The sequence below is a fragment of the Paenibacillus oryzisoli genome, assembly GCF_001653565.1.
Lineage (GTDB): Bacteria > Bacillota > Bacilli > Paenibacillales > NBRC-103111 > Paenibacillus_E > Paenibacillus_E oryzisoli.
Genome location: NZ_LYPB01000054.1, coordinates 31,680 through 55,003, shown reverse-complemented (window position 1 = coordinate 55,003; position 23,324 = coordinate 31,680). Strand labels below are relative to the sequence as shown.

Genomic DNA, 23,324 nt, shown 5'->3' with positions numbered 1-23,324 from the left:
AATGCAGCCTTACTTGATTCAACTCGCATCTAGACGTGTAATGATTGGAATAACCCGCTCCATAGGCACTAGCGGTCTTAAGCCGCAAGTTAGGTCATTTCCAAAGGAGGCGTTACCCTTATGAGCAACAAGATCCAGTTAGAACAAGCTGCGCAAAAAGTCGTTGAACAGAACAGTGCCCCGCCGTTTCTACACGAGTTGGGTCCTGAGAAGGGCCGTGAAGCGGTCGATAAAGTGCAGTCCGAGCCGGTGCACAAGGAGCCTGTGGATATCGAGGATTTGACGATCCCAGGAGGTCCGAAAGACGATGTGTCGATTCGGATCCTTAAGCCGAAGAATGCGCCGGAGCAGTTGCCCGTCATTCTATACATTCATGGTGCCGGTTGGGTGTTCGGGAACTCACACACGCACGACCGGCTCATTCGAGAACTGGCCGTCGGCTCGCAGTCGGCCGTCGTGTTCCCGAATTACACGCGCTCGCCAGAGGCGAAGTACCCGTTCGCGCTGGAGGAGATCTACGCGGTGCTGGAGTGGATCTCTTCCAGCGGCCACGATTACGGACTCGATGCCAACAGCCTGACCATCGCCGGAGACAGCGTCGGCGGCAATATGGCCGCCGCGATCACACTGGTCGCGAAGGATCGCAGCGGCCCAGCTATTCACAAGCAACTGCTGTTTTACCCCGTCACGGATGCCTCATTTGAGACGGAGTCGTATCAGCAGTTTGCTGAAGGCTATTTCCTGCGCCGCGACGCGATGCAGTGGTTCTGGAAGCAGTACACGGCCGATCCGCGGCAGTGTGAAGAGGTCACGGCATCGCCGCTGCGCGCCACGATCGAGCAGCTGAGTGGGCTGCCACCTGCGCTCATCATCACCGGCGAGGCGGATGTGCTTCGCGATGAGGGCGAAGCCTACGCGAATAAGCTGCGTGAAGCCGGTGTACACGTGACGGCTGTGCGATTCCAGGGCATCATCCATGACTTCGTGATGCTGCATGCCTTGGCCGATACCGCGGCGTGCCGCGGTGCGCTTTTAATGGCAAACGCTTGGTTGCGAGAGTGAATATTGCTCTCTAGCAGGCTATCGTCGAAAGTTCTGCTCTTCTGTTTTACATCAACGAATTTAGGGTAATTAACCGTATGCCACAGTCGCCCTAGGCGGCTTGCTAACACTCAACTTTCCAGGAGGGATTACCATGAGTAAACATATTGTCGGCGTATTCAACACGGAAGAAGAAGCGATTCGCGTCATCAACCAATTGAAGGCAGAGGGATATCACTCTGGGGAACTCTCGGTAGTGGGCCGCAATCGCGATGATTTGGACCACATCGAAGAAGCGACTGAAACCAAAGCGGAAGAGGGTCTTGCAACAGGCGCAGCAACAGGCGGCGTACTTGGCGGGGTGACGGGGTTACTCGTGAGCATCGGTGCATTGGCGATTCCCGGGGTTGGCCCCATTATTGCAGCAGGTCCAATTGTAGCAATCTTAACAGGTGCTGCTGTCGGGGCAGGTGCAGGGGGACTGGTCGGCGGATTAATCGGACTCGGTATCCCCGAGAACGAAGCGATGAAATATCACGATTATGTGCAAAACGGCAAAGTGCTCGTCCTCGTAGACAGCGACAACGATACCGAACGATCCAATCTAGCATATCGGATTTTCCGCGCCCACAAGTCGCTTAATTCGGATACATACAGCCCGGACTACGGCTATGTAAGCAGATCAAGCGGCGTCAACGACAGCTATCGCAGTAACTTGTAGAACCAGCGGTGGGACATGCATGCTCACTTGTATTACCAACATCCGAACATCCTCAAGACATATAACTGAAAACTGCCCGCCTACCCTGAGGGATAGGTGGGCAGTTTTCAATTGGGGGGGATGAAACCCGGAAACCTCTGGCCGAGGGATAACCTATAACTTAAATAAGCCCCTAAGGCAAGGGGCTTATTCGTGTATCCAATCTATCATCCCATCGTGGCACTGCCTGAGCTATATGGGTCGGAGAGCTCGCTTGTCGAGGTACCTCTTTCCCATACATCCGCATATGTAGAATCTTTCTTGAATTCCTCTAATGCAAAGGAGCAGGAAGGAATGATTTTGCGCCCTTTGTCGCGAGCTTCCTGGACTACCATGTCCAGCAGCTGCTTGCCCAGTTGACGGCCACGGTAACGCGGGTCCACATAGGTATGATCAATCACCCAGGTTCCCGCTTCGACCAGCCTATAAGTAATCTCACCAACCGTACCTGACAGCGTACTGAGAATGTAGGCGTTTCCTTGTTTCTGGAGGACAATCTCCTCCTCAGTTTCGTGAAACGTGTTATTTTCTTCCATAGTGGAACACCTCCTAGGATATAATGCTTATTTGTGCTTATTACCCCTTGGGGGAGGTAGTGAAACAGGTCCGAAGGTTGCGTAATTAAAAGTACTAAATAAAAGGGCTGTCTCACCGCCGCATCACATTTGGAAAAGCGATAAAATAGAAGGAATTTAACTACAAGAAATCCAGTTAAGTAGGGACCTTCTCTCCATTAACATTTGACTCCACATTTCTCCTCAAAAGAAAAAACAGGCCTCATCGTATACCGACGAGAACCTGTTAGCCGAACCGCATCCTGTTTAAACGGAAGCAGTAGGAATGCGTATAGTTACTTTCGTACCACATCCCAGTTCACTTACTAGTTCCAGTGAGACGCCGTATTCGTATTTCAACCGCTTATTGATATTTCGCAAACCGACTCCCTGCGGCTCATTCGCATCGCCTTGTTCCAGCAATGTCCTAAGTCGCTCTGGCGAAATGCCGACCCCGTCATCAGCTACGACGAATTGCCATGCTCCTTCCGAGTTTGCTACCGTCAAACTGACTGTCCCACCTTTAAGACGATCGCCGATGCCGTGACGAATAGCATTTTCGACAAGCGGCTGCAGCAGAAGCGGCGGCATTTGCAAATCGTAGGCAGCCTTCGCGATATCGAAATCGAAACGAATGCGATCCTTAAATCGAGCTTGCTCAATTTCTATATACGTTTGAATGAGGCTGAATTCTTGAGCAAACCCGATGCGTTCATCCGCATTGCTAAATCGGAAGCTTCCTCGCAAGTAATCGGCGAGATCGGCAATCATCTTCCTCGCTCGCTCCAAATCCTTATAGCTTGCAGCGACAATGCTGTTCAGCACGTTATATAGGAAATGAGGTTTAATCTGCGATTGCAAAAAGGCCACTTCCATGTGAATGGCTCGACCGAGCGATTCCTTCATGGCGAGCAAGCTCCCGATCCTTGCCTTCAGCTCCTCCAAATCGAACGGCTTCGGCAAGTAATCGTTCGCTCCCGCTTGGAAAGCCGCCACTTTATCCTGCGGTTGAATGGCAGCTGTCACCATCAGGACCGGCAGTTCCAACAGCGAGTATTGTTTGCGAATCTCTTGGCATACTTCATAGCCAGACATGCCCGGCATCATCAAATCGAGAATAACGAGATCGATTCTGCCCAGTTGGTCCACTTGTTCCAGCGCTTCGTAGCCGTTTTTGACGGCGACCACGCGATAGTCAAGCGCTTGAAGAGCGTCCAGCAAGACTTTTAAATTCACATATTGGTCGTCGACGATCAGCACCGTATGCTTGCCGCTCTGATTCGTAACATAAGGTGTAGCAAAGGAATATTCCGTTTCCTTCGGCATGAGCTGCGTACCCGAATACGACGAGGGGGATGTCGCTTCATTTCGCTGCTCTGAGATTGGAAGCGTGAAGGTAAAAATCGAACCGACGCCAAGCGTAGATGATACCGTAAGCGTACCCTTCTGCAACTCTACCAATTGCTTCGCAATAGGTAGCCCTAACCCAAACCCTCGATGCTGATCTCCCTCGACCGATTTGAACGGTTCAAAAATAAATGGCATATCATCAGGATGGATGCCTTTGCCAGTGTCGTGTACCGCAATTTCGATCTTGCCTCCCTGCTCCTTCCCGGTAAGAACAATTCTGCCACGCTCCGTATGCTTGATGGCATTATCCAGTAAATTTCCAATTACTTGGCTAAGTCGAATTTCATCCGCATAAGCGGGAGGTAGATCCATAGGCAAAGCATTTATGAGTTGGATGTCTTTTTCCATGCATAAATAGCTATAAAACCGCACTTGCACCTCCACCACAGAACGTACATCTATCGGCGCAGGCACAAGTCTCAGTTCGCCCTGGTTCAGCTTGGACAAGTCTAGGATGTCATAGACGAGCTGGGAAAGCTTACGTGTAATGTCCGTAATCAACTGGAGCTTCTCCCGTTGCTCGGTATTGAGCGGATGCCCGGCATCGTCCAGCATGGACCGGGATATATTCATTACGCCGTGAAGCGGCGTTTTAAACTCATGCGAAGTTCGGGCTAGAAAATTATCTTTTAACTTGTCTGCTTGGATTAGTTGTCCGGAAAGCTCCTCGATTTTGTGAAAAGCATTAGAAAACCGCAGCGACATCAGCAGCGCAAGCATTAGCAGTACAAGAAAAGGTTCAACTGGCGCAAGAGAATAGATCGGAACGCCGAAATAGACGTTCAAATTCTGATTCATCACCAGCACATTCAAAGCCATGGCCGCCACAGCCAAATACCCGCTCCCCGCCACTCTGTGCAAGGCTGTGTAGACGAATACATACGTTGCATACAGCAGCGAGATTGTCACATATAAAGATGTGAATTGACGGAATAGTCCCGTGGTAAGCTGGGGAGCAAAGCCGCTATGCAGCACAACAAGTATTCCCCCCACAATCAACCCGCCTCGCGTGAGCCATTCAAAGCAGTAAGGCCGGAAAGCGGTGTAGACATACAGGAAGAAACCAGCACCCACGCCTACCGTCAACACCATCTGAACTCGGAAATACAGCCAGAAGGGGAGCGGTCCGACCGCATCAAACAATACTCTTTCGCCACTAATACTGGCAAATGCAGCAATGCATACGCAAACAATGCCAAGTACCACAAGCGAGAAATCATTTCTCCGTTGAGAAAACAATCCGATAAAATACAATCCCATAATTAGAAAGGCGGTAAGCGTGATCCAGTCATGAGCCGACGCGCGGTCGCGAACTCCAGCAATTTGCTCGGCTTTCCCCAAGAGAAGCGATTCGCTGATCCCGCTGTTTACACGAAACTCATAATTAGCCACTTGCACTAGGATGTCATTCCAACCTGGCTGCAAAGTAAAGTAGCTGACATATGGTTTATTCAGCGCACTGTACTGCTGCTTCTCTGCCGGATTGCCGCTTGATCCGACGATTGTACCATTCACGATGAGCCGATTGGCAATCAGGATGGACGCCGTTTTTAATCCGTACACCTGGGTTGCATCGCCAATTTGAATGCGTAACCGGTAGGTCGCCATCCCGATCGTAGACATTTGCTTCTGCCACGAGCCAGGGACCTGAACCATCTTAGGCGTTGCATCGCCTGCTGTGAGAGTGTCTGTTGGCTGACTGAACAGCTGATTTGGATATAGTTCCCATTGCCCGTCAAGCCGAACCGTTCCATCTTGATCAAATTGCCAAGCACTTAAATCCATGACCCCATTCACCGCTAGAGGCATGTGCTTCTTATGTATAGAAAAATAGGCCAACAACACCCCATAAGTTGCAATCAATAGAGACAGGGTAATCAACGCTGCCACAATTTTTTTGCTCATCGGGCTTGCCACCCTATCTTATCTTTCGTTTCTTGGACTAGTCGCAAAGTTTCTTCTTCCAACTCTGCTCCTAATTGAAATTTCACAGCATGCTCCAACTGCATAATGACCCGATGCGCCTCGTTGCGATTTCCCATTTTCAAATGGAGCTTGATTAACTCGCGTCCATCGACTTCGAAATCAGGGGCAACCGATAATAGATTCTGCATACAGTCTACCGCAAGCACGTCATTGCCCTGGCTTTGGAAAAATGCGAACCACGTACGAAGCACGCGTACATACGAGGCTTTGATATCCAACTGCTTGGCCGTTGCCCAACTGAAATCACAACCGCCCATATATTCACCCGTGTATACCTGTTTCATTTGGTCATAGGTCCTGGTATCCATCTCTTCGCTCGTCCATGTGTTGCTTAGCAGTTGCTCCAATTCCGTGACATCAACCATCACGCCATCCAATTGGGCTACAAACCCTTGATCCGCTTTGCCAATATGGATGGGAATCTGATGTTCCGCCAGGCTTTTCCTTAGATAGGATAAACACGTATATAAATACGTTTTGGCCTTATGGAGATCGTACCCCGGCCAAATTGCCTCAATAATGGATGCGGCATTTACAGGCTTCCCTGCATGGTGAATCAGAAAGGCACAAAGTTCCTTCTCCTTCTTTGTTTTCCATGTAAGCACCTTGTCGGGGCTACCAGGTAAACCGATCTGGAAGCCACCCAAACAACTGATGCTCGGAGCAACATTTGCAGGCTGGGATGCGTGCATGACGGACTCGGATATAGCGTGTGAAACACGCGCAACCGCGTTCTGCAATCTTTCTTTGGTAAAAGGCTTCAGCAAATAGTCATTCGATTGAATCTCAAACGCTTCGACCGCATATTCCGCATAGGCCGTTGTGAAGATGATCGGCATCAGAGGGAATCTACTTCTAATTACTCTAGCAACTTCCGTACCTTTCATACCCGGCATCTGGATATCAAGAAAAACGGCATCTACCGGGGAAGGACCTAACGCAGCAATCGCTTCAATCGGGTTGATATACCTTCCAGTTATCTGTATGTTCCCCATTTGTCCGAGCAGAATTTCCAACAAATCCAGCGCATCTTCCTCATCATCAATGAGCATTACACGAATCATCGACTCTTGTCTCCTTAAAGCATTATGGCAAGCTTCGCTTGTTGAGCGGATCATATAGTGCTGCTTGAGAACCCTTTTTACATACTAGAGCACCTTATTACTAGAATATTTTACTTTATAGGATAATTCCATAGAAATATCGTCTACGTCAAAATCGTCGCTTATATACAACACTTTCGTTCGTGGGGTCTTTTTAAAATTATTAACACCCATACAGTGTACATATATATAACGATTGCAACTGATAAATAAAACAGCACATTGAACACATAAAACTTAAAATATTGACGGATAAAATCATATCCCCACACGACTATGAAAACATAACCTACCCCGCGAATAGTATTAAATATCCAACTATCCCTTCTGACAAAGAACTCATTAATACTAATCTTGCTATTGATCATATTCCTATAACATAATCCATATAAAACCAAATGAAGAATAATGTGAACTACAGCAAACAGCATACTTCCCATCAATGCACCAACCAATGGTATTCCCATGTTGTCTCCATCAGAGGGTAATTGTAATGTCTTAACATAATCATCATCAACAATCAATTGCCAGACTGAGGCCGTAAAGGCAAAGCAAGAGAATAAGGAAACAACAATACTAATTGTTAGAAAATAGTATTTATGTAGTTTCAGAGATTGTTCTCCTTTCTACTGCTAGGTATTTCATAGTGAAGTGACCTTCTTATTCCTTTCAGTGCTGATTGATCTCCATTCATTAAAATAGTATCTATGGAAAAATCCTATCAATATATTTTACAGAAGTTTTAATTACTATGATTATAGTCACACCAACTGTCTAACCAAAAGTTGTATACTATTACTATACTTTTTTTGAAGGAGTGATCACACAGTGTTATATTCCAAAATTCTTGTTGCCTACGACGGTTCAGAAGCTTCTGACAAAGCGCTCGATTCCGCCATTAAACTTGCCCAACTCAATCATTATTCGAAGCTCGAAATTATTCATATTTTCAACATGCCAACCTACGATGTAGGTGGGCAGTATTTGGTTCCACCTATTGAAATAGAACAAGCCTATTCTGAAGACGTAGTGGCAAAAATCAAAAAGAAAATATCGAATTTCACCAACGTTAATATCGAAGTAAGAAAAGGTAGTATCGCCAAACAGATTCTCCAATACGCGCAAGAAATACATGCTGACCTGATCGTTGTCGGCAGCAGGGGACTAAACAGTTTGGGTGAATTTGTACTTGGCAGTGTTAGTCATAATGTCGTTCAACACGCCCCTATTCCTGTACTAATTATTAAATAATTTGATATAAGAGAACGCACGTGGTTCGCGCAGCAATAAAATAATAACTCACTAGTGTATGAAAACGAAGCTATCCGTTTGAAGGATAGCTTCTTTATATATTATAAAAGAAGGAATAAACAATATCATGTTATTTTTCCTTATTATTGGGTCAATCCTATAAATAATCGTACCCTAGCGGTACGTTTCAATGTCTTGCCCCCTCTGCTCAATAGCGTCAAACAACCATGGATTGTCCCACCAAGTCATAACCTGATAAAATATATGAAAAGCAACTCTTATTGGAGGTCTACCATGTCAAGTCTTGCTAAAGTCGGTAGAAACGACCCTTGCCCTTGCGGCAGTGGCGCGAAATACAAGAAGTGTTGTCTGCACAAAGATGAAGCCAACAATGTCATACGCTTAGGCACCCAGTCCCTTTTTGCAGAAGAAAACGAGGTGGAAGAATATGAAGAAGTCATACCTCAATCATATGAAGAGCGGGTCGAGTTTATTGAACTCCAAGTGTGGGCATCTGAGCAGTATCGCACAATTGCACTGCAACTGAACGATCATCTACGGGAACGCTATGAACCGCTCGAAATCATAACAATTATCACCCTGTGGATGACCTATTCAAGGGATTACTCACCCATTATCAATAAGCCTGATGTTATTTTCGCTACCATGGAGTATGTAATGGGTATCCTTACAGGAAACTCCAGCATTACACAGACTTCCGTGGCCAAGCAGTATAGCGTTTCATCCGCCAGTGTGTCCAATCGATTCAAGGATATGACGCCTAGCCTTGATCAACTCTTGAATCTTATGCTCCTAGACGAGGAGGACGAGGAAGACGATGATGACTTCGAGAATGTGCACCATTTCGCTCGAAATGAGTTGGAATCGCAGATGCGTCATTTCCGACCTGATTTTGCCAAGGCCAGCCCTGCTCAGAAATTGATTGACCAGGCGAATCAAACGACCTCAGCCAAAATGAAGAAAAAACTGGCCGAACAAGCGCTTGCTCTGGACCCGCTTCACCCGGATGCCTACAATCTGATTGCGGAGGAACTAGAGGATATCGATGAAGCCGCTAAATTGTACAAGCGGGGGATCGACGCAGGACGCAAGCAGCTGGGTACCACATTTTTTACTGAGAATAAAGGATACTTTTGGGGGTTGCTGGAGACGCGACCGTTTATGAGAGCCATGCACGGCTATGGGGAGATTTGTTTATTCTATTTGCACCAATACAAGGAAGGCGTTCATATTTTTGAGGAGATGCTCGACCTGTGTCCAAACGACAATATGGGCATCAGATATTTACTTGTAACGGGCTATATTCTGCTGAAACAGTACCCGAAAGCGCTCGCCTTAATCAATCATTATGACGAAAGTTGTGCGAACTTCAACTATAATCGATTACTCATTTCGTACCTACAGCATGGCGTCAATCCATCAATGAAGCCTCTCTTCAAGCAAGCTATTGCGCAAAATCCACATGTAGTCCCCTTCATCCTCGGGTCTAAAAAAATGCCCAAGCACCCGCCGGCAACGATCGGTTCCGGGGATGAAACCGAGGCGATTGACTATATCATGTATCATAATCCTCTATATACCGCATCACCTAAGCTAGTAAAATGGATGAGCAGGAGCTAAACCCTACTGCTTCATCCCCCTTGCAGCTGAATAACTTCCCCTGTAGCCGGTTCGAGTTGGACTTGGTCCGGTTGAGGTGGCTTTACATAGTGGGTAGACTATTGTCGTTCAACGTGATAATCACCTGATTTCGAAAAACGGAGTTGACGTTTCTCCCCTTTTCCCCAAGACATATAGGCAGTATAGGATTCCTTTAAATTCAGATCCCTTGTCGTATTCCTAATTCTTTCATGATAAAGCTAAATTGACCCAAATTCCCAAGAAGGACTTTTTCAAGGTATGGAACCCTTCCGAAGCGCCACTCTTCTACTAACTTTGGAGAGATCTTATCCATTTTCAAAAACAAATCCAATGGGCTCACGAAACCTTTTTCCCAGGCCAGTTGATGTACCGTATGACGAACTTTTTTCTGCAAGTCTTGTCTATTCAAAAGAAATCCCTCTTATATACGTATTTTTGAATGTATTCTATTCCAAAAATTATCTATTTCATAAACTTAGTCAGCCTATCCTGAATGATGATCCTATTTTAGCAGAACGATGTTAGTTCTGAAACTTATTAATCCATAAGGACGATCTCTCGATTGTTGGCTGCAACCGAAATGATTTTGACCACATCGAGATGATGCATTCGACGTGTGAAGGCAGAAGTCAGCAACTGTTAAGAGTAAAACTAGGTCTTCCTCAGTCCATATACAATGCTTACAGGTCCGCATTCTATTGGACACTAGCCTATTGATACAGATCCCTAACTCAACGCTCCGGTTCGCGCAGGCTCAACCCTAGAGGGGTTCTCCTCCCACCTTGCATCACCATAAAACTAAAGACACCCCGAAGGGTGTCTTTGTTTTATGGTGGTGAGCCTTTACTTGGTAAATCCAAATTTGCCGCAGCGTAACCTAAACTTTAGCCAGTACGGTCAGTTCCTTCGAATCAATCACCAGTCCAGATAAACGTATGAAATCAAACCCGAGTATACCGTCTATCTCCATACCGTAATATCACCCGGTTCAATCCTAACCCCGATTGTATCCACTGCATCTGCACTGAAAATAGTTCCTGCCGAGCCCGTATCGAGCAATACATTTTTCAAATGTAATTCTTCACCGCGATAAGAAATTGTTACTTCTATAAAGGGTAATCCATGCTTTACATCTATGTTCATCTGGGTCCCCGTACCCCCGCCCATTTCTCTCGAAGTTCCAGTTTTTCTCGGGATGTGTGAAAGAAGCCGTATTCCCGGTAAGGCTGCTCCCGATGCAATTCATAATACCGTTTCATGGCAACAGCGGAGTCATCAAAGCGATCAATGACAGCCACCTCATCAACAAGCCAGTATCCTTCCTCCGAGCGGGATTTTAATGCCTCACAAACAATCCATTCATTTGGAAACTGTTCACGAACTTCTTCCCATCTCATCCTTTCCACCTCCAAATTAATTTACCTTCATTATATCATAAAAGCCTAAACCGAAAACGTTGTTGTTAGGCTTGGTAATTATGATGAACCCCTGTCCAGCATTAACTATTATAGTTTTGTATGGACCAGGGTTCTAGCATCTGATCTATGTTAACATACAATTTCTTCCACAAATTCACCCTCCTCTACGCTCCGGTCCACGGGGACTGAACCCTAGAGGGGTTCGCCTCCCCAGTTTCACCCATACAAAGAAAAAGCTGTCACATCATTCGTAAGTTTGCCGATAATTAAACCATAACATTGCCGAATTATAGTCACTTTTCAGCAATTACATCGTGATTTTCATCGGTTTTTTACCCCTAAGGTTGCCGAAAGTTTTTTTGAACCATAAGCTTGCCATAAGTTTTAAAGAAATAGATGCTTTTTCTCCAGTTTCGGGAGGACGTTTCAGATTAAAATACCCATAATAATAAGGTTTCCGTTGGACTCATAACTTAAAATTCTATTTTAAAGCATAAGTTTGCCGGGTGATTTTTGAAGCATAAGCTTGCCGTTCGGCAAACTTATGGGTATTAAAACAAAAGCACCCTCATTGGGTGCTTTCATCTCTGTATGGAGGTGAGGGGAGTCGAACCCCTGTCCGAAAATATTGCCACACAGGCATCTACGGGTGTAGTCACAGTTTTGATGTCACCCGAGCATCGCCCCGTAACCGGCTATGCGTTGGGTCAGCCTGATTGTCTTCCTACGTCCGACCCCAGGCGGAGACCAAACGTCGTATCCCACTATAGTTGAGCCCCTATCCCAGTCACATGGGCGATGCTGAGTAGAAGCACGCTAACAGGTTATTAAGCTGCTAAAGCGTAGTTGTTTTGTGTTTTGCCATTTAATAGGCTTTAGCGTTTTATAGTGGACGCGGCCCCACTACCCGCAACCCGCGCTCAAACTATCCCCGTCGAATCCAAGAACACCCCCGGATTGCCTTCGTAACCGTCAGAGACGGTGAAGGTTAAAAGGACAAGCTGTAGAGCCAAGTTACTCGAAATCGAAATCAAATCTCTTCGTTACATGTACTAGTATACCACATGCCTCAGCAAAGTGAACACTAGGTTCATGGAAGCCAAGGTGTTACCTTCCAGTACGTCCAAGCTATCTGGCAATCTTCTGCTTCTCACGCAAAGCACGTTGAATATCGCGTTGCGCATCTTTCTTCGCAGCAGATTCACGCTTGTCGTATTGCTTCTTCCCTTTACCAATGCCAATCAGCAGCTTCGCATAACCATTCCGGATATATACCTTCAATGGAACAACGGTATACCCTTCTTGCTTAGCTTGGCCGAGGATTTTGGCGATTTGCACTTTCTTCAATAACAGCTTCCGCGTCCGTGTAGGATCTTCTGGATTGCTGCGATTTCCCTGTTCAAAAGGACTGATATGCATATTGTGTACAAATGCTTCGCCATTGCGAATGGTCGAGAAACTGTCGCCAATGTTGGCTTTACCTGCCCGTAAGGATTTGATCTCCGTGCCGGTCAGGACAAGACCGCATTCATACGTATCTTCAATGAAATAATCGTGTGATGCCTTTTTATTCTGGGCGAGCAGTTTGCCATCGGCCTTCTTAGTTGCCACGTGAGATCCTCCTCCCGCACGCTAAAATGCAGGTAAATCTTGCTACAATGTGCAACCTATTGTAGCAAGATCCCACCCGAAAAGCAAGAACCGGCGACTACCTCCGCCGCTTCTTGCTACCATCGCCGTCGTCGCTCCGGCGACGACCGCCCTTGGCGAGCGCGTTCACGCCGCTCGCCCAATCCATGGCGCTGCGCTCCGCAGCAGCGCCACCGCCACCGCCCACTTGGGCTTCGCCCCCAAGCGAAACCCCACGGCCACGCTCACCGCCCTGGCCAACCCCACTGTCCGTCCGCCCTGCGCCGACGGACTGCAACCGCTGGCGCAAGCTGCCGCCTTCGCCAATCTTTCCGCCCTTGTCGCGCTGGTCGCTCCAAGGCTTACTACCACCCTTGCCTCGGCGCGATTTCCCTTGACCTCCTGCTGCGTTGCCTTGGAAGGCTCCACCTTGACCTCGGCCTTCTCCTGTGCCAATGCCAGCAATATGATCCGCCTTGCCATCTCCACCAGTATTGGCCCCATTTTGTCCTCTACCTCTGGATCTTTTACTACCAGAGCGCCCCGCTCCTGCAGGTTGCTCTGTCCCTGTCGTTCCTTCCACTCCACCAGCAGCTTCAGCTTTCCGGCGAGCAGCCATCTCAATCCGCCTGGCAGCAGCATGATCGGCACGACTGCCTTTTTTCCCTTTATCTCCAGTGCCTTGCGTCCCGTCCCCTTGACCAACAACAGGTTGGGTTTTGGCAAAGCCACCCTTGCCTTTGTACCCGCCTTTGCCTTTCTCAGGTCTGCCGTTCGTTCCGCCTTTCCCCTTATCGGCTCTGCCGCTTTTATCTTTTCCACCACGGAAACCTTTGAATCCACCTGAACCCTTGAACTTGCCTCCACCACCGCTGCCGCGGTTAAATCCACCCTCTTTGCGAGGTTTCATATCCAACAATTCGAAATCAATCGTATGATCTTCCATACTCACGCGAGCAACACGCACTTTGATGCTGTCCCCAAGTCGATAAATTTTGGAGGTACGCTCACCGATCAGCGCATGCTGCTTCTCATGATGGTTGTAATAATCGTCAGTCAAATCGCTCAGACGAATTAACCCCTCAACCGTGTTGTCCAATTCAATGAACATACCGAAGCCCGTTACGCTCGAGATAATACCCTCGAACTCTTCACCGACTTTATCCAACATGTATTGCGCTTTCTTCAAAGCTTCTGTATCACGTTCTGCATCGACAGCAACGCGCTCACGCTCGGAAGACTGCTGGGCAATATCATTCATACGCGAAGCTAAATAATCATGACGTTGATCCGGAAGCGTACCACCGTTCTCCAACACTTCACGAATAACACGATGAATAACCAAATCCGGGTAACGACGAATAGGCGATGTGAAATGAGAATAAAACTCTGCGGCTAAGCCAAAATGCCCCAAACTCTGCGCATCATACTTCGCTTGCTTCATCGAGCGCAGCATGACTTTACTAATCACGCCTTCTTCAGGCGTTCCCTTGATATCTTCTAATAATGCCTGCAAGGAACGCGCATGAATCGCCCCGCCTTTACCGCCGCGCATCGCATAGCCGAAGGTTGTTACGAACTCCATGAAGTTCATCAACTTCTCGGAATCCGGATCCTCATGCACCCGGTACAGGAACGGCACTTTCAACCATGTGAAATGCTCAGCAACCGTCTCATTGGCGGCTAGCATGAACTCTTCGATCATCATCTCAGCGACGGATCGCTCTCTTTTGACAATATCCGTTGGTTTGCCATCCGCATCGACAAGAATTTTGGACTCTTCAAAGTCAAAATCAATCGCGCCGCGCTTCATCCGTCTGGAACGCAGTCTACCTGCCAGCTCCTCCATGCGTTTGAAGTCATCCATTAAATACGCATATTTCTCCACGATTTCCGGCTCTGCCTCACCTGTCAGCAGCTTGCGTACATTCGTATAGGTCATGCGTTCTTTTGTTTTGATCACACTGGTGAAAATCTCATGATTAACGACTTTCAAATCTTGGTCAAATTCCATTTCACAAGACATGGTCAGTCGGTCTACTTGCGGGTTCAATGAACATATCCCGTTCGATAAACGGTGCGGCAGCATCGGAATTACACGATCGGTCAAATACACCGAACATCCTCGATTATAGGCCTCAATATCAAGCGCCGTACCTTCCCGCACATAATAGCTCACATCGGCAATATGCACGCCAAGTCGAACGTTTCCATTCTCCAACAGCTCTACATTCACGGCATCGTCCAAATCCTTGGCATCTTCACCGTCGATGGTTACAATGGTTTTCGCACGAAGATCACGACGTCCCTGACCGATGATTTCTTCTTCCGTAATCGAATCGGGTGCTGCATCTGCTTCTGCCAGTACTTCAGGTTGGAAAGCTTCCGGTAATTGATGTTGGCGAATGATCGCCAAAATATCGACACCTGGATCATCTTTATGACCCAGAATCTCAATTACTTCGCCTTCCGCCGCTGACCGTCCCTCCGGATAGTTTACGATTTTCACAACAACCTTCTGTCCAGAGACTGCTCCCATAAAAGCATGCTGCGGGATAAATATATCTCTTGTTACCCGTTTATCATCCGCAATGACGAAGGCATACGTATCTTGGCTTTGAAATACCCCAACGATTTGCGAGTTCGCACGTGTAATTACACGTACAACTTCACCCTCCAGACGACCGCCGCCTTGACTGCGCGATGTAACTTTCACGAATACGATATCACCGTTCATCGCGGTATTCAGGTCATGTGCATTAATGTAAACATCCGGGTGCTCACGGTCCTCAGGAATGAGGAATGCAAAACCCTTCGCATGGGCCTGCAACTTGCCTTTAACCAAATTCATCCGTTCCGGAACGCCATAACGATCATTGGGGCCCCTAACGATATGTCCGCTTTCTTCTAATTGATTGAGCAATTTAATGAAATCCTTAAACTCATTCGCACTTCCTATTCCAAAATGCTTCTCAAGCTCTTTATAGGACATAGGCTTATAGGCCTCTTCTTGCATCAAACTAATAATTTCATTCTCTTTAATCATGCACTCTTCACCTTCTTGTTGTTGTTGAGCCTAGCTCTCATTCGCCGTATCCGTTTCCCTTACTCCATAGTATGCCATTTCCAAGGAAAGGATAAACACCATTCTTATCCATCTTTCGCCTTGCTCACGTACTGAATCGGCGTTTTGGTATGCGCACATGACTCTTCTTTCCTGATGGAGCTTAGTTTCTCCAGCACATGCCCATACCAATCCGTCCATCCCTTATCTACGCTTAAAAATGAAAAAACAGCAGGAGTATAGTTCTCCTGCTGTTATCGTTTTATGTGTGTTAGCTTTTCACTACGTATGCTACGACAATAGAAAGAATAAAAAATGCAGCAGCAAGACCCATTGTTGCGCGGGACAAAAATAGTTCCAAACCACGAGCTTTTTGTTTACCAAATAAGTGTTCTGCGCCGCCGGAAATGGCACCGGACAAGCCTGCGCTTTTCCCTTTTTGTAAAAGAACAATCGCGATTAATCCAACCGAAGCTATGATTAACAAAATTTTCATAAAGATTAACATATTAGCACCCCAATTGCCGATTCTTTGCCTTATACAACTAGCATGAGTATTTTAACATAGTTCGTCCATAATTACAACCAACATGCCTAATCGATTCAGCTGTTCTTATTCGCGATAAGATCCCATTGCAGCTGGTCTATTCGTTCGTCGAGCTTTCTTAGTTCGCCCCAAGAAGGCGCTGACCGCTTGCTTTGCACACCACAGTGCAAATAGCGTAAACAAAGTCGCCCATACAATGGCGGGTATCCCCGTGTAGTTGGCCAAATTACTTGCATCACCAGCACTCCGACTGTTTTGCATCGCGTATACGATCAACGAACCAGGGCCGAACACCGACTCCTCCAAGCATAAGAATGCCAGCAGCAGGTAGTAGAAATCGCGCAGCCACTTCGGGGCCAGTGCCAACGCCAGCACCGTCATAAGTATAAAGCCAAGCAGGAACGTAACACCGAAGCTGTTCCTTACGAACAGTACCAGTGACAGCGCCGACACTGCCGTCATCACCTGCAGCCCCAGCCGCTGCTTGCCTTTGGCATATGCCGAGAACAAAAACCAAGCGAATAACGAGGCGGTCATATACCCCGCCAGCGAGACCGGGATGACAGCCCATGACTTGGTCATGGACGAGTAAGTGACACCGCTGTGGTCCCTGTACAGCTCGATATACATAACCTTCCCGGATAGCGCTAGTGTTGCGACTGCATGGCCGAACTCGTGCACCATCGTATCTAAGTTCCGAAAAAATGAGGAAGGAATCCAGTGCGTGAGCACCGCGGAACCTATTAGGAACAGGATCGTTTTTACCCAGTTGCTCAAAAGCATAACCTCCCCGCTATCTGACGACTTTACCCTCATTATACGCCAAAACGGGCAGGTGTAAGCCACCTGCCCGCCATATAATTACATACGAATCTTATTACTTGAAGTTTCTCAAGTTGTAGAATGCTTTTTTACCAGCGTATTGAGCGACAGTGAACAACTCGTCTTCAATGCGAAGAAGTTGGTTGTATTTCGCTACACGGTCCGTACGGGACGGAGCACCTGTTTTGATTTGACCAGCGTTTGTAGCAACAGCGATGTCAGCGATTGTGCTGTCTTCGCTCTCACCGGAACGGTGGGAAATAACTGCTGTGTAACCAGCGCGTTTTGCCATTTCGATTGCATCGAAAGTCTCAGTAAGCGTACCGATTTGGTTAACTTTAACCAAGATGGAGTTACCGATGTTTTCTTCGATTCCGCGGGATAGGCGCTCAGTGTTCGTAACGAACAAATCGTCACCAACGAGTTGAATTTTGTTACCCAATTTCTCAGTAAGCAATTTCCAACCTTCCCAATCGTCTTCGGAGCAACCATCTTCAACCGTGATGATTGGGTATTTATCAACCCAAGCAGCCAAGAAGTCAACCCACTCAGCGGATGTGAAGGATTTGCCTTCGCCTTCAAGGTGGTATTTACCATCTTTGAAGAACTCAGTGGAAGCAACGTCCATACCCAAGAATACGTCAACACCTGGTTTGTAACCAGCGTTCTCGATAGCTGTAAGGATTGTCGTGATGGCTTCTTCATTGGATTTGAAGTTAGGAGCGAATCCGCCTTCGTCGCCAACTGCTGTGTTAAGGCCTTTTTCTTTCAATACGGATTTCAAGCTATGGAAAATCTCAGCGCCGATGCGAAGAGCTTCTTTGAAAGTAGGAGCGCCTACTGGAAGAACCATGAACTCTTGAACGTCAACGTTGTTGTCCGCATGTGCCCCACCGTTGATGATGTTCATCATTGGAACTGGAAGCGTTTTGGCATTGAATCCACCAAGGTAAACGTACAATGGCACGTCCAAAGCGTCAGCAGCTGCGCGAGCAACAGCCATGGAAACAGCTAGAATTGCGTTAGCTCCCAATTTCGCTTTGTTAGGTGTACCGTCAAGCTCGATCATTTTGTTGTCGATGCCAACTTGATCAAGAGCGTCTAGACCAATGATTTCTGGAGCGATGATTTCATTTACGTTCTCAACAGCTTTCAGAACGCCTTTACCAAGGTAACGACCTTTGTCACCATCACGAAGCTCAACAGCCTCGTATGCGCCTGTGGAAGCGCCTGAAGGGACGATAGCACGGCCGAATGCGCCGGACTCTAGGTATACTTCGACTTCAACTGTTGGGTTACCGCGGGAATCCAATACTTCGCGTGCGTAAACATCAGAAATAATTGTCATTGTGATAAAACACTCCTTCAATAATATAAATTATTTGTTTAGAATTGTGACCCCAGTCATTTGCTGTGGTTGATTCAATCCTAAGAAATCTAGCATCGTTGGTGCTATATCTGCCAGAATACCGCCATCTCTTAGTGTAACAGATTTGTCCGTCACAATAAAAGGCACCGGATTCGTTGTATGCGCTGTGTTGCGTGAGCCGTCTGCATTCGTAACTACATCCGCGTTGCCGTGGTCCGCTGTGATGCAGACTACGCCACCCTTAGCAAGGATCGCTTCCACAACTTTACCAAGACAATCGTCTGTCGCTTCGATTGCTTTCACCGTTGGCTCAAGCAAGCCAGAGTGACCTACCATATCTGGGTTCGCGAAGTTCAAGATGATAACGTCATGCTTCTCAGCTTCAACTTCCTTCACAACCGCTTCCGCTAATTCGTAAGCGCTCATTTCCGGCTTCAAGTCATATGTAGCAACCTTCGGTGAAGGAATGAGAAGACGCGTTTCACCTGGTAATTCTGCATCACGACCGCCGCTGAAGAAGAACGTTACGTGCGGGTACTTCTCGGTTTCTGCTGCACGAAGCTGCTTCAAACCGTTCTGAGCCAGCACCTCGCCAAGCGTGTTATCCAGATCCTTCGGTTTGTACGCGACGAAACCATCTACGGACTCGCTGAACAGCGTCAGACACACGTAGTAGAGGTTCTTCGCTACTTTAGGACCACGATCGAAGCCGCGGAAGTCTTCATTCGTGAAGACTTGAGACAACTGGATCGCACGGTCTGGACGGAAGTTGAAGAAGATGACAGCATCGCCTGATTCTACAAGTCCTACCGGCTTACCGTTATCACCAACGATAACTGTTGGCATAACGAACTCGTCATAGACGGATTTCTCGTAGGATTCCACGATAGCTTGCATCGGATCCGTGTAAGCAGGGCCTTCGCCATACACCATGGCGCGATAGGATTTCTCCGTACGCTCCCAGCGTTTGTCGCGGTCCATTGCATAATAGCGGCCTTGTACGGTCGCAATTTTGCCTACGCCAACTTCCTCGATTTTGTTCAAAAGCTCTCCCATATACCCCTTCGCAGAATCAGGAGCCACGTCGCGGCCATCTAAGAATGCGTGGATGTAAACTTCGCCGAACTGTTCTTTCTTACACAAATCCAACAAAGCGAACAAATGCTTAATGTGGCTATGCACGCCACCGTCAGAAAGCAAACCGTACAGGTGCAGCTTCTTCGCGTGTTCTTTGGCATGACGAACTGCGCCTAGAATGGTTTGGTTGTCGAAGAATTCACCATCACGAATCGATTTCGAAATCCGCGTCAGATCCTGATACACGGTACGGCCTGCGCCGATGTTCAGGTGTCCTACCTCAGAATTCCCCATCTGACCTTCTGGCAAACCTACAGCCTCACCGCAAGCAGTGAGGGTAGTATGAGGGAACGTGGACCAGTAACGGTCGTAGTTCGGCTTTTTGGCATGAGCAACCGCATTCCCCTGCTCTTCCGAGCGAAGTCCGAAGCCATCGAGAATGATGAGTGCTACCGGTTTCGGTCTGGACATGTTACTTCGCCCCCTGGACGAGTTGGATGTAAGAAGCGGACTCTAAGCTCGCTCCACCTACAAGCGCGCCGTCGATGTCAGGCTGTGCCATGTACTCAGCAATGTTGTTCGGCTTCACGCTGCCGCCGTATTGGATACGAACAACGTCAGCTACTGCTGCGCCGTAAAGACCGCTCACCAATGTACGGATGTAACCGATCACGTCTTGTGCGTCTTCAGCTGTAGAAGATTTACCTGTACCGATTGCCCAGATTGGCTCGTAAGCAATAACCACTTGTGCTGCTTGCTCTGCGCTCAGACCAGCGAAAGCTGCTTCTGTTTGTACTTTACAAACATCTTTCGTTTGACCTGCTTCACGCTCTTCCAACTTCTCGCCTACGCATAGAATTGGTTTCAAGCCATGTTTGAAAGCCGCAACGACTTTCTTGTTCACGATTTCGTCGGACTCAGCGAAGTAAGCTCTACGCTCGGAGTGACCGATGATGACATATTCAACACCAAGATCTTTCAGCATAACACCGCTGATTTCACCAGTGAATGCGCCGTTATCTTCAAAGTGAAGGTTCTGTGCGCCAACATGAACGTCCGTACCTTTCGTAGCTTCAACAAGTGCAGGAAGGTTTGTGAAAGGGGAACAAATTACGCTCTCCACGCCTTCTACTGTACTGCCTTTTACTTCGTTCACGAAGCTGATTGCTTCGGAAACAGTTTTGAACATTTTCCAGTTACCCGCGATAATCGGTGTTCTGCTCATGGTTAGACTCCTTAAAGTTATTCGCCAGAATAACTGGCATCGTAAGCTTCCGCTTTTTCTATAAAAAATCTTACTTGTCGTTAAGTGCTACTACGCCTGGCAATGCTTTACCTTCCATGAACTCCAAGGAAGCGCCGCCGCCTGTGGACATGTGGTTCATTTGCTCAGCCAAGTGGAATTTCTCAGTTGCTGCAGCGGAATCGCCGCCACCAATAACTGTATAACCTTCAGAAGTTGCACAAGCTTGTGCGACTGCACGTGTACCGTGGGAGAAAGGCTCGATTTCGAATACGCCCATCGGTCCGTTCCAAACAACTAGCTTGGATTTCGCGATAACGTCCGCATAAAGTTCACGCGTTTTCGGTCCGATATCGATGCCTTCCCAATCCGCAGGAATGCTGTCAATATCAACGATTTGCGTGTTTGCATCTGCGCTGAATTTATCTGTAACAACGATATCAACTGGAAGTAGGAAGTTAACGCCTTTTTCTTTGGCTTTCGCAATAAAGCTAAGCGCTAGATCAAGCTTCGAATTGTCCAGAAGTGATTTACCGATTTCATAGCCTTGTGCTTTCAAGAATGTATAGGACAGACCGCCGCCAATAAGGACGTTATCCGCAATGTTCAGAAGGTTCTCAATTACTGCGATTTTATCTTTAACTTTGGATCCGCCAACGATCGCTGTGAACGGACGCTCAGGGTTGTTCAGTGCTTTACCAAGAACATCAAGCTCTTTCTCCATCAGAAGACCAGAAACAGCCGGGATGTAAGCTGCGATGCCAGAAGTCGAAGCATGTGCACGGTGAGCAGCACCGAAAGCATCATTTACGAACAAGTCAGCTAGGTCAGCGAAAGCTTTTGCCAATTCTGGATCATTCTTCTCTTCACCTTCGTTGAAACGAACGTTTTCAAGCAGGAGAACGTCGCCATTTTCAAGCGCATCGACTTGTGCTTTCACGATTTCACCAACGGATTGGTCTGCTTTGATCACATTTTGACCAAGAAGCTCTGCCAATTTAGCAGCAACTGGTGTTAAACGAAGCTCTTCAACCACTTGTCCGTTTGGACGACCAAAGTGGGCAGCAAGAATAACTTTAGCGCCTTGCTCTACTAAGAATTTAATCGTAGGAAGCGTTTCTCTGATACGTGTATCGTCCGTGATTTGACCGTTTTCTACAGGCACGTTGAAATCAACGCGTACAAATACTCTTTTACCAGCTACTTCAACATCGCGAACACTTTTCTTATTCATCGTAAAGCCTCCTGAACATGTATGGTTTTCTTCCGGTTCTATCCTTTTATGGGGTAAATCGCACATAAAGAGGAGAATCTCTTCTCCCCTTCATGTGGTTTTCCAGTTGATGAATTATGAAATTACAGACCTTTTTTCGCGATGAAAGCTACCAAGTCAACAACGCGGTTGGAGTAACCCCACTCGTTATCGTACCAGGAAACCACTTTCAACATGTTGTCGCCAACTACCATAGTGGACAAAGCGTCGATTGTGGAAGAAGCTGGGTCACCATTGAAGTCGCTGGATACAAGTGCATCTTCTGTGTAGTTCAGAATGCCTTTAAGAGGGCCTTCGGAAGCTTGTTTCAAAGCTGCGTTTACTTCGTCAACTGTTACGTTAACTTTAAGCTCAACAACCAAATCAGTTACGGATACGTTAGGTGTAGGAACACGCATAGCCATACCGTTCAATTTGCCTTTAAGCTCAGGAAGAACTAGACCGATTGCTTTAGCTGCGCCAGTGCTGGAAGGAATGATGTTCTCAGCTGCTGCACGAGCACGACGAAGATCTTTATGTGGAACGTCAAGTACGGATTGATCATTTGTGTAAGAGTGAACAGTTGTCATCATACCTTTTACGATTCCGAAGCTATCGTTGATAACTTTCGCGAAAGGAGCTAGACAGTTAGTTGTACAAGAAGCGTTGGAGATGATTGTGTGTGCAGCTGGATCGTATTTGTCTTCGTTAACACCAAGTACGATTGTGATATCTTCGTCAGAAGCAGGAGCGGAAATGATAACTTTCTTAGCTCCACCTTTCAAGTGAAGTTCTGCTTTTTCTTTCGCCGTGAAAATACCAGTGGATTCGATTACGATTTCAGCGCCTACAGATGCCCATGGCAGATCCCCAGGGTTACGCTCAGCAAAAACCTTGATGGAACGACCATTAACGATCAATTCACCTTCGCCAGCTTCAACTGTAGCGTCTAGTTTACCGTGAGTAGTGTCATATTTAAGCAAGTGAGCCAATGTTTTAACGTCTGTCAAATCGTTTACCGCTACGATTTGTACATCTGGGTTGTTCAATGCTGCGCGGAATACGTTACGACCAATACGTCCGAAACCGTTAATACCTACTTTTGTTGTCATAGTCAATTCCTCCTAGGTTTACTT

At 47.2% G+C, this 23,324-nt stretch carries 19 protein-coding genes and 1 other RNA gene; 4 read left to right on the top strand and 16 right to left on the bottom strand.

Annotated elements, in window-relative coordinates:
* The first annotated feature begins 120 nt into the window (after positions 1-120).
* Together A8708_RS10910 and A8708_RS10905 are read left to right on the top strand one after the other, a co-directional pair.
* On the top strand, positions 121-1,062 hold the full coding sequence (locus A8708_RS10910; protein WP_068663520.1) for an alpha/beta hydrolase: 942 nt from the start codon (positions 121-123) through the stop codon (positions 1,060-1,062).
* 133 nt (positions 1,063-1,195) lie between these two features.
* Complete coding sequence (locus tag A8708_RS10905; RefSeq protein WP_068663519.1) at positions 1,196-1,762, top strand: general stress protein; 567 nt, start codon at positions 1,196-1,198, stop codon at positions 1,760-1,762.
* A 206-nt stretch (positions 1,763-1,968) separates the two neighbouring features.
* Here A8708_RS10905 and A8708_RS10900 read toward each other — a convergent pair whose 3' ends face one another.
* From A8708_RS10900 to A8708_RS10890, 3 genes are all read right to left on the bottom strand, one after another.
* Positions 1,969-2,337, bottom strand: a complete 369-nt coding sequence (locus tag A8708_RS10900; RefSeq protein WP_068663518.1) for a GNAT family N-acetyltransferase — start codon at positions 2,335-2,337, stop codon at positions 1,969-1,971.
* 285 nt (positions 2,338-2,622) lie between these two features.
* On the bottom strand, positions 2,623-5,670 hold the full coding sequence (locus tag A8708_RS10895; RefSeq protein ID WP_068663517.1) for a sensor histidine kinase: 3,048 nt from the start codon (positions 5,668-5,670) through the stop codon (positions 2,623-2,625).
* Positions 5,667-6,815, bottom strand: a complete 1,149-nt coding sequence (locus A8708_RS10890; protein ID WP_068663516.1) for a response regulator — start codon at positions 6,813-6,815, stop codon at positions 5,667-5,669. The genes A8708_RS10895 and A8708_RS10890 overlap by 4 nt, the downstream gene beginning before the upstream one ends.
* Before the next feature lie 867 nt (positions 6,816-7,682).
* On the opposite strand from A8708_RS10890, the gene A8708_RS10880 reads away from it, so the two are divergent.
* Entirely contained in the window at positions 7,683-8,105 is a 423-nt protein-coding gene (locus tag A8708_RS10880) for a universal stress protein (RefSeq protein WP_068663514.1), read from the top strand.
* Between the two features lie 294 nt (positions 8,106-8,399).
* On the top strand, positions 8,400-9,746 hold the full coding sequence (locus A8708_RS36405) for a YecA family protein (protein ID WP_068663513.1): 1,347 nt from the start codon (positions 8,400-8,402) through the stop codon (positions 9,744-9,746).
* 199 nt (positions 9,747-9,945) lie between these two features.
* On the opposite strand, the gene A8708_RS10870 is transcribed toward A8708_RS36405, so the two are convergent.
* The 13 genes from A8708_RS10870 to gap form a co-directional block, all read right to left on the bottom strand.
* On the bottom strand, positions 9,946-10,176 hold the full coding sequence (locus A8708_RS10870; protein WP_082927420.1) for a hypothetical protein: 231 nt from the start codon (positions 10,174-10,176) through the stop codon (positions 9,946-9,948).
* 551 nt (positions 10,177-10,727) lie between these two features.
* Positions 10,728-10,910 carry a hypothetical protein gene (locus tag A8708_RS10865; RefSeq protein ID WP_239696633.1) on the bottom strand — a complete coding sequence of 61 codons (183 nt, stop codon included), beginning with the start codon at positions 10,908-10,910 and terminating at the stop codon, positions 10,728-10,730.
* The gene (locus A8708_RS10860) at positions 10,907-11,164 is read right to left on the bottom strand and encodes a hypothetical protein (RefSeq protein WP_068663512.1); all 258 of its coding nucleotides are present in this window, start codon (positions 11,162-11,164) and stop codon (positions 10,907-10,909) included. Before A8708_RS10860 ends, A8708_RS10865 begins: the two co-directional genes overlap by 4 nt.
* Before the next feature lie 610 nt (positions 11,165-11,774).
* Positions 11,775-12,139: a transfer-messenger RNA gene (gene ssrA / locus A8708_RS10855) on the bottom strand.
* 174 nt (positions 12,140-12,313) lie between these two features.
* On the bottom strand, positions 12,314-12,796 hold the full coding sequence (smpB, locus tag A8708_RS10850) for an SsrA-binding protein SmpB (RefSeq protein WP_028555549.1): 483 nt from the start codon (positions 12,794-12,796) through the stop codon (positions 12,314-12,316).
* A 97-nt stretch (positions 12,797-12,893) separates the two neighbouring features.
* Positions 12,894-15,860: a ribonuclease R gene (gene rnr / locus A8708_RS10845; RefSeq protein WP_082927419.1), complete on the bottom strand. Its 2,967-nt coding sequence runs from the start codon at positions 15,858-15,860 to the stop codon at positions 12,894-12,896.
* A 289-nt stretch (positions 15,861-16,149) separates the two neighbouring features.
* Positions 16,150-16,386 carry a preprotein translocase subunit SecG gene (secG, locus tag A8708_RS10840; protein WP_056611230.1) on the bottom strand — a complete coding sequence of 79 codons (237 nt, stop codon included), beginning with the start codon at positions 16,384-16,386 and terminating at the stop codon, positions 16,150-16,152.
* 105 nt (positions 16,387-16,491) lie between these two features.
* Entirely contained in the window at positions 16,492-17,202 is a 711-nt protein-coding gene (locus A8708_RS10835) for a M50 family metallopeptidase (RefSeq protein ID WP_068663511.1), read from the bottom strand.
* Positions 17,203-17,302: 100 nt separating this feature from the next.
* Positions 17,303-18,595, bottom strand: coding sequence for a phosphopyruvate hydratase (gene eno, locus A8708_RS10830; RefSeq protein ID WP_056611239.1), 1,293 nt, complete (start codon positions 18,593-18,595; stop codon positions 17,303-17,305).
* 30 nt (positions 18,596-18,625) lie between these two features.
* Complete coding sequence (gene gpmI, locus A8708_RS10825; RefSeq protein ID WP_068663510.1) at positions 18,626-20,164, bottom strand: 2,3-bisphosphoglycerate-independent phosphoglycerate mutase; 1,539 nt, start codon at positions 20,162-20,164, stop codon at positions 18,626-18,628.
* Position 20,165: 1 nt separating this feature from the next.
* Positions 20,166-20,918 (bottom strand): triose-phosphate isomerase, encoded by a 753-nt coding sequence (tpiA, locus tag A8708_RS10820; protein WP_056611245.1) that lies wholly within the window; start codon positions 20,916-20,918, stop codon positions 20,166-20,168.
* A 70-nt stretch (positions 20,919-20,988) separates the two neighbouring features.
* Positions 20,989-22,170 (bottom strand): phosphoglycerate kinase, encoded by a 1,182-nt coding sequence (locus tag A8708_RS10815; protein ID WP_068663509.1) that lies wholly within the window; start codon positions 22,168-22,170, stop codon positions 20,989-20,991.
* A gap of 122 nt (positions 22,171-22,292) precedes the next feature.
* Positions 22,293-23,300, bottom strand: coding sequence for a type I glyceraldehyde-3-phosphate dehydrogenase (gene gap, locus A8708_RS10810; RefSeq protein WP_056611251.1), 1,008 nt, complete (start codon positions 23,298-23,300; stop codon positions 22,293-22,295).
* Positions 23,301-23,324: the final 24 nt, after the last annotated feature.